General features: G+C 63.5%; 10 protein-coding genes. 6 read left to right on the top strand and 4 right to left on the bottom strand.

Annotation, left to right across the window (positions count from 1 at the left end; translation table 11 throughout):
• Positions 1–9 precede the first annotated feature (9 nt).
• Both ABAC460_RS32705 and ABAC460_RS32710 read left to right on the top strand, forming a co-directional pair.
• A complete protein-coding gene (locus ABAC460_RS32705; protein ID WP_023452872.1) occupies positions 10–1,731 on the top strand; it encodes a hypothetical protein in 1,722 nt (573 codons plus the stop codon).
• Positions 1,732–1,914: 183 nt separating this feature from the next.
• Positions 1,915–2,712, top strand: a complete 798-nt coding sequence (locus ABAC460_RS32710) for an undecaprenyl-diphosphate phosphatase (protein WP_023452873.1) — start codon at positions 1,915–1,917, stop codon at positions 2,710–2,712.
• Positions 2,713–2,841: 129 nt separating this feature from the next.
• On the opposite strand, the gene ABAC460_RS32715 is transcribed toward ABAC460_RS32710, so the two are convergent.
• Complete coding sequence (locus tag ABAC460_RS32715; RefSeq protein WP_023452874.1) at positions 2,842–3,813, bottom strand: complex I NDUFA9 subunit family protein; 972 nt, start codon at positions 3,811–3,813, stop codon at positions 2,842–2,844.
• A 36-nt stretch (positions 3,814–3,849) separates the two neighbouring features.
• Entirely contained in the window at positions 3,850–5,055 is a 1,206-nt protein-coding gene (locus ABAC460_RS32720; RefSeq protein ID WP_023452875.1) for a flavin monoamine oxidase family protein, read from the bottom strand.
• Between the two features lie 158 nt (positions 5,056–5,213).
• Between ABAC460_RS32720 and ABAC460_RS48205 the strand changes: the two genes are divergently transcribed.
• Positions 5,214–10,061, top strand: coding sequence for a beta strand repeat-containing protein (locus tag ABAC460_RS48205; RefSeq protein WP_023452876.1), 4,848 nt, complete (start codon positions 5,214–5,216; stop codon positions 10,059–10,061).
• Positions 10,062–10,064: 3 nt separating this feature from the next.
• Here ABAC460_RS48205 and ABAC460_RS32730 read toward each other — a convergent pair whose 3' ends face one another.
• Entirely contained in the window at positions 10,065–12,275 is a 2,211-nt protein-coding gene (locus ABAC460_RS32730) for a primosomal protein N' (protein WP_052012733.1), read from the bottom strand.
• A gap of 93 nt (positions 12,276–12,368) precedes the next feature.
• Between ABAC460_RS32730 and ABAC460_RS32735 the strand changes: the two genes are divergently transcribed.
• Positions 12,369–13,052 carry a DUF484 family protein gene (locus ABAC460_RS32735; RefSeq protein WP_023452878.1) on the top strand — a complete coding sequence of 228 codons (684 nt, stop codon included), beginning with the start codon at positions 12,369–12,371 and terminating at the stop codon, positions 13,050–13,052.
• Here the strand turns inward: ABAC460_RS32735 and ABAC460_RS32740 are convergent, their stop codons facing one another.
• Complete coding sequence (locus tag ABAC460_RS32740) at positions 13,053–15,074, bottom strand: M13 family metallopeptidase (RefSeq protein ID WP_162150304.1); 2,022 nt, start codon at positions 15,072–15,074, stop codon at positions 13,053–13,055.
• Positions 15,075–15,391: 317 nt separating this feature from the next.
• Between ABAC460_RS32740 and ABAC460_RS32745 the strand changes: the two genes are divergently transcribed.
• Complete coding sequence (locus ABAC460_RS32745; protein ID WP_023452880.1) at positions 15,392–16,303, top strand: tyrosine recombinase XerC; 912 nt, start codon at positions 15,392–15,394, stop codon at positions 16,301–16,303.
• A gap of 65 nt (positions 16,304–16,368) precedes the next feature.
• Positions 16,369–17,637 (top strand): MFS transporter, encoded by a 1,269-nt coding sequence (locus ABAC460_RS32750; RefSeq protein WP_023452881.1) that lies wholly within the window; start codon positions 16,369–16,371, stop codon positions 17,635–17,637.
• The last annotated feature ends 53 nt before the right edge of the window (positions 17,638–17,690 follow it).

The following is a 17,690-nucleotide window of genomic DNA, read 5'->3' on the forward strand; positions in this document are numbered from 1 at the left end:
GAGTTCATTATGTCGAGTTCCGGCCGTAATCAGGTTCACTACGAAGTCTTCACCCGGAAGACGCCGGCCTCGTCATGGGTGCTGCAGATGGCGACCGAAGACCGTGCCCTGGCGCTTCAGAACGCCGAAGACATGATGACCCATTCCGCCGGGGTGAAGGTCAACAAGGAGATGATGGACGCCGGCACCGGCGAGTTTTCCAGCGCCACCATCTTCAACAAAGGCGCGCCGGAACCCAAGCGCAAGGTCAAGCTGGCGCCCGAAACCGACACCATCTGCGTCTCGCCCCAGGACCTGTACAATGTCCACGCCCGCGAAAAGGTCGGCCGGCTGCTGGAAGACTGGCTGAAGCGTAACCACGTCACCCCGTTCGAGCTGTTGCATCGCCCCGACCTGGTCGAAAAGCTCGAGGCTTCGGGCACCGAGCTGCAGCATGTCGTCCAAAAGCTGGCCATCCCGGAATCGCAGGAAACCGGCCAGGATCTGCATGACCTGATGCGGCGGTGGCGCGCCCTGATCGACCGGTCCTGTACCCGGGTCATCGAGGACGGCCGGCGCAAGGTCTTCCCCGACATCGACGCCGCCAACTTCCTCGGCATGGTCGACAAGCTGCACGACCACGGCGAACGCGCCTATATGCTGGGCGGCGGTATCTGCAAATTCATTGCGAAAGCCGCCGGCAGCGGTCCCGCTGCCAAGCTGGGCGCCCTGCTGACCCTGGGCAAGCAACTGAACGAGGGTCTCGGCGGCCGGGAATGGGCGATGCAACTGCTGGAAATCCCGGTGTCGGAGCTGTTCGGCACCCGCACCTCGATGAATGAACTTCTGGGCTACGAAGCGGACCTCGGCGACGCCATGGCGGTGATGACGCGGATGGCGGCCGGCCACGAAGTGGATTTGATCGCCCAGATCGATCCGCGCGTCGCCAAGATGATTCCGCCCCTGACCGGTTCGCTGGCCGGCTATCACGAACTGATGGCCAGCAATTGCTTCCCGCACCTGAGCCAGGACATCCAGAAACGTCTGATGGCCGAGCTGAAGGGCCCGCGGCGGCTGAAGCCCGGAAATCCCGAGGCCGAAATCGAGATCCTGCGCGCCCTGGCCCTGTGTCTGACGGCCGCCGGCAAGGAACAGCATCAGCGCGACGACATCAAGGAAGCCTTTATCGAGCGCTCCAAGATGCTGGTCTCGACCGATTTCGTCGAAAGCCTGACCCGGGCCGGCAAGACCTCGGCCGAAGAAGTCGAGCGGCTGATCTGGCTGTGTGAGAACGTGGTCGGCGCCTCCAACAAGCGCCAGGCGGCGCGGTGGATGATTTCGGCCATCGGCGCGCTGAAGTTCGAGCGCGACATGCGCGACGCCAACACCTCGGCGGCGCATCGCCTGCAACTGCTGGCCCATATGCAGCGGCGGATCAAGAACGCCACCCTGATGGACAAGGATACCGAAGAGGCCTGCCTCAAGCTGGGCCAGGTCGGCGGCATGATCGCCCAGGATGTCCAGTTGATCCCGCACCTACTGCGCGCGCCGGGCGGGCCGGTGCAGAAACTGACCCTGCTGCTCGGCTTTGCCTCCGGCATGGCGGCGCCGCTGGGCCCGGTCAGCGACCAGGCCAAGGGTGAGGCCATGAAGCTGTTCCGTATGCCGGAACTGCGTCAGATGCTGGGTGAGAATCCGAATGCCCTGGCGGAACTGCGACCGATGATGGTCGCGGCCGGGATGGCGGCGTAATCCCTCAAACACAAGCGGTTGGAGCGTTTCGCTCGTTAAGAATCGGATCGGCACTCTGAGTTTTTTGTTTTAACGCGCATCCTAGCGGTCCCCCTTTGTATCAGAAAGGGGGAAACCTCAAAAACTTTAGACCCGCATCATCATTCTGGTCTATGAGCGATTCCGTATCCTGCGAGGTCGCTTATGGACTATCTGATTGCCGTATTGTTGGGCGTTGTCGAAGGCCTGACGGAGTTCCTGCCGGTATCGTCAACCGGCCACCTGTTGCTGCTGACGCATTTTCTGAAATTCGAGACGACGGGTAAGACCTTCGAAGTCCTGATCCAGTTGGGCGCCGTTCTGGCGTTGCTGACGCTGTATTTCCAGCGCCTGTGGGGCGTGGTGGTAACCTTGCCGACCGAGCCAAAATCGCGCGGTTTCGTGATTTCGGTTCTGGTGGCGTTTCTGCCGGCCATGGTGCTCGGGGTACTGCTGCACGACTTCATCAAGGGGGTATTGTTTGAGTCACCCCAGCTGATTTGTATCAGCCTGATCGTCGGGGGGATTTTGCTTTGGGCGGTCGACAAATGGGCGCCGAAGCCGGTCCATGACGATGCCATGGTGCTGACCTGGAAGACCTCGCTGATCATTGGGCTGTTCCAGTGCCTGGCGATGATCCCGGGTATGTCGCGGTCGGGGTCGACTCTGATCGGCGCCATGCTGTGCAAGGTCGACAAGAAGGCGGCGGCGGAGTTTTCCTTCTTCCTGGCCATGCCGACCATGGCCGGTGCCTTCGCCTATGATGTCTTCAAAACCTACAAGCAGATGGATTTCAGCGATATCTGGCTGATTGTTGTCGGCTTTACGGCAGCGTTTGTGACGGCTGTGCTGGTGGTCAAGGCGCTGCTGGCCTATGTCAGCCGGCATGGTTATGGCGTGTTTGCCGTCTGGCGCGTCTGCGTTGGGGTCGTGGGACTGGTGCTGTTGCAGATGGGCTTCTGATTTATGGGGTCTGGGGTCCGCGACCCCAGTCTTCCTGAATATCTTTCTGCTTTATGGCCCCCTTAGGGGCCGATAAGCAGAAAGATTTTTAAGAAAAGACTTGGGGCCGCAGGCCCCAAACCCCGTAACTCAGGCGGCCACCGCAAACTGCCCATTCTTCCGGAACCGCCACAAATAGGTCGGCACGATCGACTCGACCGCCGTGGCCGCAATCCCGAGGTCCTTCAGACCCAGGGCGCCCTTCGGCACCACATTGTCTTTTTGCAGCAGCAGAACCTGATCCGTGGTCAGCAAAGGCGCCGGCACCACCGAGAACATGCCGTGCACGCCGGCCTGGACATCACCGGCCAGGCCGATCATCCGCGCCACGAAGAACGGCGCCCACACCTGCGGTCGCGGCTGCATGATTTCCTGGCCGACATAGGCGATCAGGTCCTTGAAGGCGAACACTTCCGGCCCGCCCAGTTCGTAGACCTTGCCGTACGACCCGGCATGCCCCAGGGTCTTGGCCACAGCCTCGGCCACATCACCGACATAGACCGGCTGGAACTTATTTTCCGCACCACCAAAGGCCGGCATCACCGGAAACAGCTTCAATTGACCGGCCAGCATCGTGAAGAAGCTGTCGCCCTGACCGAACATCACGCCCGGCCGCACGATCACCGCCGTCGGCACCGCCTTGCGCACACCCTCTTCGGCCCAGCCCTTGCTCGACTGATAATCCGAAGACGCCTTCGAATCGGCGCCCAGGGCCGAAATCTGCACGAAGTCCTTGATTCCCCGGGCGGCGCACACCTCAGCCATCTTCGTCGAAGCCTGGCGATGGACCGCGTCGAACTTCTCGCCCAGCGTCTCGTAAAGGATACCGACCAGGTTCACACAGGCATCGGCGCCCTTCAGGGCCGCTTCGATCTCGGAATCGCGGCGGACATCGCAGCGCACCACCTGGATCTGGCCGACATCGCCCAAAGGCTTGACGTCATAGGCCGTGGCCAGATGACGGACCGCCACGCGCACCCGCCAGTTCGCCCGCGCCAGCAAACGCACCACCTGCTTGCCCAAAAAGCCCGAACCGCCGAAAACCGTGACTACGCGCGTCATGACTCACATCCCTAAACTTGATGGACCCTCGATAACTCAAGGCAGTGCGTCGATCAACCGCTTTCCGGACCGGAACGCACCGGCCAGCGACGCCGGGAAGCGATCGTCGAAACTGTCGCCGCAAATCCCCACCCGGCCCGTCCACCACGGCGCCGACCTGCGATAGCCTGGCATCAAGGCCGAATAGGCGCCCTGCGTCCACGGATTGGCCAGCCACCGCGTCACGATCGGCTCGGACACCACATACTTTTTCAAATCGTGCAGTTCCGGCACTGGCTTCACCACGTCCGCGACATAATGCAGCGCCTCGACATGCGACAAACCCTCGACCGCGGCCGCCGCCTCCCCCGTCGCGAACAGGGTCAGCAGGGGCAAACCACCACCACGGACATGGACATAGTGGGCGCGGTCGCCAATCACCATCACCCCCAGATCCTCCGGCACCTGGCGCTCCGCCAGCATACCCGGATCCAGCTCCAGGATGATCTTGTTCATCCGGCTGACCACCAACCCTTGTGTTGCCGCCGCAATTGCCGCCTGAACCTCCGGGTCAAAGCCGATCCGCCCGGCGTTCAAGACCCCCAGCCCGACCGTCACAATCGCCCGGCCGGCCGCCATACCATCGACCTCGACCCCACCGTCGACCGCCCGCACCTGCGTGACCGGCGTGTCCAGCCGGATGTTTTCCCGCCCGACCTCATCGGCCAGGCGCGCGGTCAACGCCGCCAACCCGCCATCCAGCTGCAAGCCGCCCGGCTCGTTCTCATCGGTCAGGAATTCCCACGCCGAAGGTTCGGCCGGCGGCTCAAGCCCGTTCCAGCCCTGACCGAAAAGACGCAACCTCTGCCGGCCGGCGTCATCCTTGCCCAGTTCTGACACCGCCATATCGGGCAGATCACCCTTCAGGATCGCTTCCGCCTTGCCCGGATCGACCACGCCGTCCGGCCAGTCGTCGAGACGATCGACCAAATGTCCATGCTCATAGGCGCGCGTGGACTCGCCCAGGTCGCGGTGACCGGGCAAACCGAACCCGCGCACGACTTCGCCCAGCTCACTGTTTTCGCCATGCAGCCAGTGCGGCCCCAGATCGGCCGGCACACCCGAAGGCAACCGCCGGGTCAGCGCCCGGCCGCCGATATCGCCGCTGGCCTCCACAATCGTATAGCTCAGCCCGCGCGCCTTGAGCGCCAGGGCGGCGCTGAGACCGGACAGGCCGGCCCCGATAATGATCACATCCGTCATGAGCCAAGCGTTACCCGTTTCGCGATAAAAACGCCATGCGCACGGTAAGCGGACGACCGCAGAATTTGTGGTTAATGCGCTGTTAGGACCTGTCTTCTAGCCTTGAAAGCCTCACCCGCCGGGAGATTCGCCTCCTGCACCCGACAGGATTTCGACCGATGAAGCATGCGCTTTTCGACGCCGACGCGCCTCAGGCCTGGACCGGCACGGTCGAGAACGACAGCTTCACCGCGTCCGGCGACACCGCATGGACCCTCGATGGCCTGGCCGGAAACGATGTGCTCACCGGCAGCGCTCAGGACGACACCATCACCGGCGGTCTCGGCAACGACACACTGTTCGGCGGCGCCGGCTATGACACCTTCATCGTCGCCGCCGGAGTCACCAGCTACGACGCCTATGATGGCGGCGACGGCATCGACACCATCCTGGCCAATGCCGACAACCAGGTCATCGGCATCACCACCCTGGCCGGTATCGAGGGCATCTATTCCCTGGGCTGGACCGGTACCACGATCGGCGGGACCGCAGCGGCGGAAAGCTGGGACTTCAGCAATGTGATGCTGTTCGGTATCACCGCCATCAATGCCGGTGACGGCAACGACTCCGTCAAGGGCGCCAACGACGACGACCGCTACGATGGCGGCGGCGGCAACGACACGATCACCGGCGGCACCGGAGCGGATACGATCCGCGGCGGCACGGGTGAAGACGACCTGTCCGGCGATCACGGCGACGACCGCTTCGAATATACCGGTACGAACTCCGGTGCCGACAGTCTGACGGGTGGTGACGGCTACGACATCGCCCTGGCCCTGGCCGCCAATACGACGATCGACATCAAAGCATTGAACGGCGTGGAGGAAATATCCGGCGCAGGCTTCGCCAATATCACCGTCGTCGCCTCAGCCGGAGACGAACTGCTGGACTTCAGCATCGTCAGCCTGGTCGATATCCAAAGCATCCGGGGCGGTTCCGGAAACGACACCATCGTGGGTTCCGCCGCGGCGGACGTCCTGCTGGGCGAAGCCGGCAACGACTCCCTCTCCGGCGGCAACGGCGACGATGCCTTCCGCTACGGCGACAGCGTGGCGGGCGGAGGCGACTCGATCGACGGTGGCGCCGGAAACGATATCGTCATCGCCACGGCCAACAAAGCCATCCTGACGCTCGACAGGGTGACCGGCGTTGAAACCATCAGTTCCGGCGACTTTTCCGGCGTCTCCATCCTGGGGGGCGACAATGCCGGCCTGATGGATCTGTCCGCCGTGACCCTGATGGGGATCACAACCATCGACGGCGGCGGCGGCAACGACACCATCTACGGCAACAGCGAAGCCAATACGGTCTCAGGAGGCGCCGGCGAAGACGTGCTGTACGGCGGCGGCGGCAACGACCGCTATATCGTCGACAGCGTCGCCGACATCGTATCCGAATCTGCCTCCGGCACCGGCGATGACGGCGGCTGGGACACGGTCTACGCCTCGGTGAGCTGGAGCCTTAGCGGCTATGTCGAGAACCTGACCCTGACCGGGACCGCGAATATCGACGGTACCGGCACCGATATCTACAATTTCATCGTCGGCAATGACGGCGACAACCGGCTGGACGGCAAGGGCGGCGCCGACATCCTGGCCGGCGGCCTCGGCAACGATACCTATGTGCTGGACAACACCGACGACCACCTGTCCGAATCCGCCGGCGAAGGCATCGACCTGGTCGAAGCCGGCATCAGTTATTCGCTGGCCACCCTGTCGTGGTACGAACTGGAAAATCTGACCCTTACCGGCACCGACAACCTCAACGGCGGCGGCAACGGGCTGAACAATGTCATCACCGGCAACACGGGCAATAACAGCTTAAGCGGCGGCGCAGGCAACGATACCCTGAAGGGCGGCGCCGGCGACGATACCTATATCATCGACGGCGGCGACACACTGGTGGAAAACGCCGCCGAAGGCACCGACCAGGTCGAGGCCGATTTCGGCTATACCCTGGGCGACTATCTCGAAAACCTGGTCCTCACCGGATCGGCCGCCATCCATGGTACCGGCAATGGCCTGGACAACCGCCTGACCGGCAACAGCGGCATCAATGCCCTGACCGGCAGTTGGGGCAACGACACCTATGTCGTCCAGACCACCGGCGACACCGTCACCGAATTTTCCGGCCAGGGCACGGACCTGGTCGAATCCTCGGTGACCTTCACCCTGGGCAACCACGTCGAGAACCTGATCCTGACAGGGTCAGCCGCCATCAACGCCACCGGCAACAGCCTCAACAACCGGCTAACCGGCAATAGCGGCGTCAACACCCTGACCGGCGGCCTGGGCAACGACACCTATATCGTCCAGACCGTCGGCGACAACGTCGTTGAGGCCAATGGCGAAGGTACCGACCTGATCGAATCCAGCGTCAGTTACAACCTGACCGGCCGCTATGTCGAAACCCTGACCCTGACCGGCAGCGACAACATCAACGCCACCGGCAATGGCGTGGCCAATGCCCTGAACGGCAATGTTGGCGACAATCTCCTCGATGGCGGCGCCGGTATCGACACCATGAAGGGCGGCCTGGGCAACGACACCTATGTCGTCAGCATCGCCTCCGACCAGGTGCTGGAATACGCCGGCGAAGGCACCGACCTCGTCCAGTCGGCCTGCAGCCTGACCCTGGGCGCCAATCTCGAAAACCTGACCTTGACCGGCGCGAACGCCGTCAACGCCACCGGCAACAGCCTGAACAATGTCCTCACCGGCAACAGCGCCACCAACAACCTGTCCGGCGGCGCGGGCGACGATACCTACATCGTCGGCGCCGGCGACATCGTCGTCGAAAGCACCGGTAACGGCACCGATACGGTCCAGTCCGACATCACCTGGTCCCTGGCCGCCAACGTCGAAAACCTGGTCCTGACAGGTGCGAACGCCGTCAACGGCACGGGCAACACCCTGAACAACAGCCTTACCGGTAACAGCGCCGCCAATATCCTGTCCGGCGGCCTGGGCGACGACACCTATGTGGTCGGCCTGTCCGACATCGTAACCGAAGCCGCCTCGGAAGGCACCGACGCCGTCGAATCCAGCCTCACCTGGACACTGGAAGCCAACGTTGAAAACCTGGTCCTGACCGGGACGGCCGCCATCGATGGCAGCGGCAACGAAATGGACAACCGCCTCACCGGCAACATCGCCGCCAATACCCTAAGCGGCGGTCTGGGCAACGACACCTACGTCGCCCAGGCCGGTGACACGTTCATCGAACTGTCCGGCGAAGGCACGGACCAGGTCGAGGCGGATTTCAGCTACAGCCTGGGCGCCAATATCGAAAACCTGACCCTGAGCGGGACGGCCGCGATCAACGCCACCGGCAACGGGCTGGACAACCGCCTCACCGGCAACAGCGCCAGCAACACCCTGACCGGAGGCCTTGGCAACGACACCTATGTCGTCCAGAACACCGGCGACAATGTCGTCGAAGCCAACGGCCAGGGCACCGACCTGATCGAGTCCTCAGTCACCTACAACCTGACCGGCCGCTATGTCGAAACCCTCACCCTGACAGGGACGGACGCGATCAACGCCACCGGCAACGGCCAGGCCAATACGCTCAACGGCAATGCCGGCGACAATGTTCTGGACGGCGGCGCCGGCATCGATACGATGAGCGGCGGAGCCGGCAACGACACCTTCATCGTCAACATCGTCAGCGACCAGGCCTATGAAAACGCCGATGAAGGCACCGACCTCGTCCTGTCCACCTGCAATTTCACTTTGGGCGCCAACATTGAAAACCTGACCCTGACGGGGACCAGCGCGGCCAACGCCACCGGCAACAGCCTGAACAATGTCCTCACCGGCAACAGCGCCGCCAACAGCCTGGCCGGCGGCGCGGGGGACGATACCTACATCATCGGCGCCGGCGACACCGTCGTGGAAAGCGCCGCGGCCGGCACCGACACGGTGCAGTCCGGCCTCACCTGGACCCTGGGCGCCAATATCGAGATCCTGGTCCTGACAGGTGCGAACGCCATAGACGGCACCGGCAACAGCCTGAACAATCGCCTCATCGGCAACAGCGCCGCCAATACCCTGTCCGGCGGCCTGGGCGACGATACCTATGTCGTCGGCCTGTCGGATACGGTGGTCGAAAACGCTTCGGAGGGTATCGATACGGTCGAATCGGACATCACCTGGGTTTTGGGCGACCATGTCGAACACCTGACCCTCACCGGCACGGCCGCCATCGACGGCACCGGCAACGGCCTGGACAACCGCCTCACCGGCAACAGCGCCAGCAATGTCCTGACCGGCGGCCTGGGCAACGACACCTATGTCGTCCAAGCCGGCGACACCGTCATCGAACTGACCGGCGAAGGCACCGACCAGGTCGAAACCGATATCACCTACACCCTGGGCAGCGAGGTCGAAAACCTGACCCTGACGGGTTCGGCGGCCATCAATGGCAATGGCAACGGCCTGAACAACATCCTCACTGGCAATAGCGGCGTCAATGTCCTTACCGGCGGCCTGGGTAACGATTCCTACTATATTCAGAACGCCACGGACAATGTCGTGGAAGCCGGCGGCGAAGGCACGGACGTCATCATCTCGACGGTCAGCTACTCCCTCAACGGCCGGTTTGCCGAGACCCTGACCCTGACCGGCTCAGCGAACCTCACCGCCACCGGCAACAGCGTGGCCAACACGCTGAACGGCAATGACGGCGACAATACCATCAACGGCAAGGGCGGCGCCGACCTGCTCTCCGGCGGACTGGGCGCGGACATCTTCCTGTTCGAAACCGGCTGCGGCAAGGACACTATCACCGACTTCAGCGCGGCCCAGAACGACAGCATCAACATCAACGCCTATACCGCTGGCGTTTCCAACAGCGGCCTCGTCGCCCAGAACGGCGCGAATGTGGTGATCACCCTGGCGACCGGCCATACCATCACCGTGAACAACGCCGTCACGGCCGACGTCCTGGCGCACATCGTCTGGTAAGGGTCACAGGAAGCTGTAGGGCTCGATATCGACGATCAGCCGTATGGCATTGGGACGTTTGATCGCCGCCAGCCAGTGATTGACGAAGGCCTGGATATCGCGGTTGCGGTCCGCCCGCACCAGGAAGCGCTTGCGCCACTGGCCGCGTACCAGCGCCAAAGGTGCATCCGCCGGGCCATAGACATCGATACCCTCCGTGTTCGGAATGAACAGCGCCAACTCGCGCGAAAACCGGTCCAGCAACTTGGGATCCTTGGCCTGCAGGATCAGCGCCGCCAGACGGCCATGGGGCGGAAACCCGGCGGCTTCGCGCGCCATGCTCTCATAGGCGTAGAAGGCCTCGCGGTCCTGGTGCGCCAGGGCCTGCATCACCGGATGTTCCGGACTGTAGGTCTGCAACAGAGCCTTGCCCGGCTTGACGCTGCGTCCCGCCCGGCCGGTCGCCTGCTGCAGCAGCTGGAAGGTCCGCTCGGCCGCGCGCAGGTCGCCCCCCTTCAGGCCCAGGTCGGCGTCGACAATCCCGACCAGGGTCAGGTTGGGGAAGTTGTGCCCCTTCGCGGCCGCCTGGGTAGCGATGACGATGTCGATGTCATGGTCTTCGATCCGCCGGATCAGCGCCGCCGAAGACGCCGCGTCCGGCACCGTATCCGACGAAAACACCTCCGCCCGGGCGTCGGGGAAGCGCGACTGCACCTCCTCCAGGATGCGCTCCACGCCCGGCCCGACCGAGACCAGGCTGTCAACGGCCTTACAATGCGGGCAGATCTTGGGTTTGCGCATCGAAAACCCGGTCAGGTGACAAACCAGCCGCCCCGACGACCGATGCTCGACCAGCCACGAATCGGTATTGGGCGCCGACATCTTCTCGCCGCAGGCCTTGCACAGCACCAGGGGCGCATAGCCCCGCCGGTTCAGAAACAGCAACACCTGTTCGCGCCGTTTCAGGGTCTCCCAGACCTCCGCCACCAGCGTATCGGACAGCCACCTTTGTTCGTTTTTGGCCCCCTTGTCCGGGGCATGAACCTTCATGTCGATCAGCTCGATATCCGGCATGACGGCTGCGCCGTGGCGCTGTTCCAGCCGGATCCAGGTATAGCGGCCCTTTTCGGCATTGGTCAGGGTCTCCAGCGAGGGTGTCGCCGAGGCCATGACCACCATGGCGCCATCCATCCGTGCACGGAACACTGCCAGGTCGCGGGCGTGGTAGCGCACCCCCTCCTCCTGCTTGTACGAGCTGTCATGCTCCTCATCGATGACGATCAGGCCCAGCCTTTGATACGGCAGGAACAGGGCCGAACGCGCCCCGACCACCAGCCGCACCTTGCCCGTCGCCACGCCTTCCCAGATCCGCCGGCGCGAGGTGTTGCCGATATTGGCATGCCACTGCGCCACCTCGACGCCGAAGCGCGCCTTCAGCCGCCCCATCACCGCCTGGGTCAAGGCGATTTCCGGCAGCAGGACCAGCACCTGGGCTGTCGGATCGGCGCGCAGCACATCGGCGACGCTTTCGAGGTAGACCTCGGTCTTGCCCGAACCCGTCACCCCGTCCAGCAGCACCGGCGCAAACCCCTTGACCTGCTCCATCTGCAAGAGCTGATGCGCCGCCGACTGCGACGGGTTCAGCCGCGCCGGCGCGAAGTCCGGATCAGGCTGGGGGATGCGGTCATCAACCGGCAGGGCGACCTTTTCGAGCACGCCTTCCTTGGCCAGACCCGTCACCACCCCCTCCGACACCCCGGCGGCCAGGGCCAGCTCGCCCAGCCCCATGGGCAGGACGGCGGTTTCGATCACCCGCTCGCGCGCCTTGGTCATCCGCGCCGGCTCGACCCCGGAACGGACGTAGCCCATCCGGACCTGGGCGCGCGCCACCTTCAGGGCACGCAAGCAGCCATTGAGAAATGCGCCGGGCGGGGTGACGGTCCAGTTGGCCGCCCATAGCCAGAATTGCAGGGCATTTTCCGGCACCGGTGGGTCGTCGGGTTTCGACAGGATCGGTTTGAGCGGGAAATCGACGGCTTCGCGCATCAGCCCGATGACCAGGCCGCGCACCTTGGCGTGACCCAGGGGCACCACGACATGGTCGCCCATGGCGAGCTCCATGCCCTCCGGGACGGCATAGTCGAGCGCCTCCGGCACCGGCGCCAGCACAACAACCTTAGCCGTTAAAGTTAATAAGTCTCGGGAATCGGCCAGGTTTTCGTTAACGCGAGTCATCCACAATCCCCTAACACGAAATCGCCGGGTTTGTCACAAACAGAGGGGGAAATGCGCTTCACAGAGTGGCGATCTGGCCTTAAGGTGCGCACCATGACCACCGACAGCGGATTAACCTCGCCCGACCTCGACAACTGGCAGGCCTTGCGCCGCCATCTTGTTAAGCATGCCGACCAGATCGCGCGTGATCCCGCCCTGCTGGATGCCCTGGGCCTGCAGCTCAAGTCGCGCCACCTGATCGACTTCGGCCCCGCCGCCCTGTCGCGGCTGGAAGCCCGGGCGCTGAAGGATTTCGACGTCCGCCGCCAGCTCGAAATGACCGCCAAGGCCAATTTCGACGCCCAGAACCAGACCCATGGCCTGGCCCTGTCGCTGATGGAAGCGCGCAACCACGCCGACCTGGCGCGCCGGCTGAACGAGGAATCGCGCAACCGCTTCGGCCTGATCGCGGCCAGCATTGCCCTGGAAGACACGGCGCCGGTACCGCTGGGCTGGAAGACGCTGGATTACGGCGGTGTCGACTACATCATCGGCGAAACGGGCCTGAGCCTGTTGGGGCCGGATGCGGTCTGCCGCGTGCTGTTCGACGACGACACCAAGCGCATCAAGTCGGCGGCGGTGCTGCGCATTGCCCTGTGGCGCGAAGGCCGTCCGGGCCTGGTGGCGTTCGGATCGTCGGATTTCGACGGCTTCTCGCCGGACATGGGCGCCGAACTGGTGGCTTTTGTCTCGCGTGTGGTCGAGCGCGTGGCCGAACGCTGGCCGGTTCTACCGTAGCTACCAGATCCGGACCCGCTTTTCCGGCGCCACATACAGCTTGTCGCCCGGCTTCACACCGAAAGCCTCATACCAGGCATCCAGATTCTGCACGACGCCGTTGACCCGATACACGGTCGGGGCATGGTCGCTGTAGGTGATGACATGGCGCACGGCGCTTTCCGGCGCCTGATACCGCCACACCTGAGCCCACGACAGAAAGAAGCGCTGGTCCCCCGTCAGTCCGTCGCTGGCAATACCTTCCGGGCACGGATGATCCGCCAGGTACATGTGATAGGCCCGGTAAGCCAGGGACACGCCGGACAGGTCGGCAATGTTCTCACTCAGCGTCCGGCGGCCGTTGACATGGAGGCCATCATAAGGGCTGAAGGCGTCGTACTGGGCGACCAAGGCTTCGGTACGTGCTTGGAAGGCCTTGGCCGAGCTTTCCGACTGCCAGTTCTGCAGGCGCCCGCGGCTGTCATAGATAACGCCCTGGTCGTTGAAGCCGTGGCCCATCTCATGGCCGATAATCGCGCCGATGCCGCCGAAATTGACAGCCGGATCGGCCTTCGCGTCGAAATACGGCGGTTGCAGGAAGGCGCCCGGCAGTTCGATCGCGTTCATCAGCACACTGTAGCTGGCATCGACCGTCTGGGGCGTCTGGTACCACGGCTCGTCCTGGAAACCGGGCTCCAGCCGACGGCGCTGGTAGTCCCAGTCCGCCTGATGGATACGGCGCAGATTACCGACAGGATCGTCACGCCGGATCTGCAAACCTGAATAGTCGCGCCAGATTTTCGGAGAACCGACCTTGAAGGTGAAGTTGGCCAGCTTGGCCTGGGCCTCGGCGCGGGTGGCGTCGTCCATCCAGGTATTTTGCGCCAGCCGCTCTTCGAAGGCGCGGCGCAGATAAGTGACCAGCACCTCCGCCCCGGTCCGCGTCTCGTCACGGACATAGCGATCGGCGTAGAGGCGCCCGACCTGTGGCCCCAGCGAGCGGTTGATCAATCCCAGCGCCACATCTTCACGCGCCGGCGCGGAGCGCCCGGGACTGTAGAAACCCCAATTGGCTTGACGCAGCGCCTCGGGCAGGACCTCGATCTGGTTCTGCAGCCAGTGAAAGGCCAGATAGGACCGCCAGTCGTCGATAGGTGTCTCGGCGAACAGCCCGGCCTGAACCTGGACCGCCGTGTCAGTGCCCAGGACGATGTCCGTCACCTCACCTACCCCGCGCGTTCTCAGGAAGGTCCGCCACGGGAAGCCGGGCGCATAGTGGGTCAGTTCCTCGACCGTCATCGGATGGTAATTGGCCTTGCGGTCGCGCAGACGGTCGAAATCCCACTGGTTGGCGGCGATCCGGATTTCCAGCGCCACCACCTGGGCCGCCCGGTCCTGCGGCCGGTCAACGCCGGCCTTCGCGAACAGGTCGGCGATATAGGCCTGGTAGCGCGCCGTCTCATCGCCGTTCTTGTAGGCATCCGGCCACAGGCCCAGCATCGGCTGGCTCAGGTTCTGCTGGTCGAGATGGACCAACCACCGGCCTTCGGCGCGAAACAGGTTGATGGCGAACAGCGAGCTGGAGGTCGGATTGGCCATCCAGGTGGCGATATCGTCGCGCGTCGCCGTGTTCAGAATGCCGGCCAGGTCGTGCCGGATCAGGTCCATGCCGTGCTGCTCGATCCGGCCGGTGTCGAGGAAACTGGCATAGGCGTCACCGACCTGCCGCGCGGTTGCGTCTTTCGGCGCCGCGACACTTTCGGCGATCAGGCTTTTGATCTGGCCATCGACCGTGCCGGCCAGGACGCTCGTCTGGCCATAGTCCCAGTAACCCTGCGGGATCGGGGTTCGGTCGATCCAGCCCTGGTTCATGTAGCCGAAAAAGTCGTCGCCGGGCCGGATCGTTTGGCTGATCGTCGAGCTATCGATCCCCTGGGGTGCGAAGTCTCCCGATACCGCCGCCGGACAGGTGCCCAGAGCGTGGCCCTGAAGTGCTACCATCCAAAGCGCCAGGACCATGATTCCACATCTGCCGACCGACATGCGCATCCCCGTAATGGCTTTGGCGGCCTATGTACGATATTCTTCGTAGATTGACAACGAAAATCTTCGTAGAACAATTTCGTTCACGGCGGCATCACCGAGATAGTGAACAAAGGGGTAACTTTTTGGCCTTAAAATGCCGCAAAGACCTATTATATAATCCTCAACGGACATGTGTTCGCCTTTGAGGTCTCCCTTCCCAAAGCCCCCCAAGGTTTTTGGAGGTGAAGCCCTCTCACCACGCCTCCCTGATCCGCAAGGAGAGGGGAGGGAGACCACCCGGCGGTCTTAGGCGCGATACATGACCAGGAGCCGCTATGACTCTCGATGATGCGCGGACAGCGTGGTTCGGCTGGCTCCATGGCCAGAAGCGCTGTTCTCCGCATACCCTGGCCGCCTATGGCTACGCCTTCCGTGGATATGCCGACTATTTGCACCGGCAGTGGGGCGACGCCTCGCTGGATGATGTCGCACGCGTGACCTCGGGCGATCTGCGCGGCTGGATGGCGTATCTGCGCGGCAAGGAAAAGCCGCTGTCGGCGCGATCCCTGGCCCAGCATCTGTCGGCGATCAAATCCTTCCACGCCTATCTCGACCTGCATCTCGACCGCGGCAATGTCCAGGTCGGGCTGATGCGCGGCCCGCGTCTGAAAGCCACCCTGCCCCGCCCGCTCAATGAGGACCAGGCGATCGGGCTTCTGGCCGAAACCCAGATGAACAGCGACCGCGAAGACTGGGAAAACAGTCGCGACGAAGCCGTCTATATGCTGCTCTATGGCCTGGGCCTGCGGATTTCCGAGGCCCTGTCCCTGACGGTGGCCGACACGCCGTTAAGCGACAGCCTGCGCATTGTGGGTAAGGGCAACAAGATGCGCATCCTGCCGGTTCTGGAGGGGGTGCGCGACGCCATCGAACGCTACAAGGCGCAACAACCCTTTGTGCTCGATGCGACCGCCAAGCTGTTCCGTGCCAAACGCGGCGGAGAGTTGTCGCCGCGCCATGTCCAGGCCTCGATGCAGCACCTGCGTTCACGCCTGGGCCTGTCGGACCGCGCGACGCCGCATGCTTTGCGCCACTCGTTTGCGACCCACTTGCTGGGATCGGGCGCGGACCTGCGCTCAATCCAGGAACTGCTGGGCCATGCCAGCCTGTCGACCACCCAGAAATACACCCAGGTCGACGCCGAACGCCTGCTCAGCGCCTATGCCGCGGCGCATCCGAAGGGGTGACGTCCGGCACCCTTCCCCCTCCCGTCAAATTGCGCTAATCCCGCAGAACCAAAGGGGCTCACGTCATGACCGATACCGCCAAACCGCTCAATTCACCGGCCAAGGTGCTGTTCGCCAGCCTGATCGGCACGACGATCGAATTTTTCGATTTCTACGTCTATGCCACAGCCGCGGTCCTGGTCTTCCCGGCCCTGTTCTTCCCCAGCGCGGATCCGACTTCGGCTCTGCTGCAGTCCTTCGCCACCTTTTCGATCGCCTTCTTTGCCCGTCCGGTCGGCGCGCTGGTCTTCGGACATTTCGGCGACCGCATCGGCCGTAAAGCCACTCTGGTTGCCGCGCTGCTGACCATGGGCGTGTCGACGGTGATCATCGGCCTGCTGCCAGCCTATGCCCAGGTGGGCGTGTGGGCGCCGCTGCTGCTGGCCATATGCCGTTTCGGCCAGGGCTTCGGCCTGGGCGGAGAATGGGGCGGCGCCGTTCTGCTGGCCACCGAAAACGCCCCGCCGGGCAAGCGGTCGTGGTACGGCATGTTCCCGCAACTGGGCGCGCCGGCCGGCCTGTTTCTGTCGTCGGGCGCCTTCTGGGTGCTGCTGCATTTCATGTCCCAGGAAGCCCTGCGGTCGTGGGGCTGGCGCATTCCGTTCATTGCCTCGATCCTGCTGATCGCCGTCGGGCTGTGGGTACGGCTGTCGATCACCGAAACGCCGGAATTCCAGGGCGCCATCGACCGCCATGAACGCGTGTCGGTGCCGGTGGTCGAACTGTTTCGCCGTCACAAACGCAGCCTGCTGCTGGGCACCTTTGTCGGCCTGGCGACCTTTGTCGTCTTCTATCTCGGCTCGGCCTGGCTGCTGTCCTACAACGTCAAGGTCCGCCACATGGCCTTCCTGGACGCGCTTCAGATTCAGGTCATAGGCGCGGTGGTCTTCGGCCTTTTTATTCCGATGACGGCCCTGCTAGCCCAGAAATTCGGCAGGCGCGAAACCCTGATCGGCGTCACCATCGCCATCGGCCTGTTTTCTTTCCTGCTACCGGTGCTGATGGGCGCGGGTGACAGCGGCATCTTTGCCTATGCCATGGGTTCGATGGTGCTGATCGGCATGACCTACGGCCTGATCGGCGCGGCTTTGGCAGCGCCCTTCCCGGCGGCGGTGCGTTACACGGGATCGTCGTTGACCTTCAACCTGGCGGGCATTTTCGGTGCATCCCTGGCGCCCTACGCAGCGACCTGGCTTCAGGCCAACCACGGCCTGGCCTTTGTCGGCTACTACCTGCTGGCCTCGGCGGTGATCACCCTGATCTGCATCCTGCTGTCGCGCAAAGACGAGGTTTAGGACCTTTCAGGATAACCTCGGAAAGTATCACAAGCTCCCTCCTCCCTACGAAG

The sequence above is a fragment of the Asticcacaulis sp. AC460 genome (assembly GCF_000495795.1).
Taxonomy (GTDB): Bacteria; Pseudomonadota; Alphaproteobacteria; order Caulobacterales; family Caulobacteraceae; genus Asticcacaulis.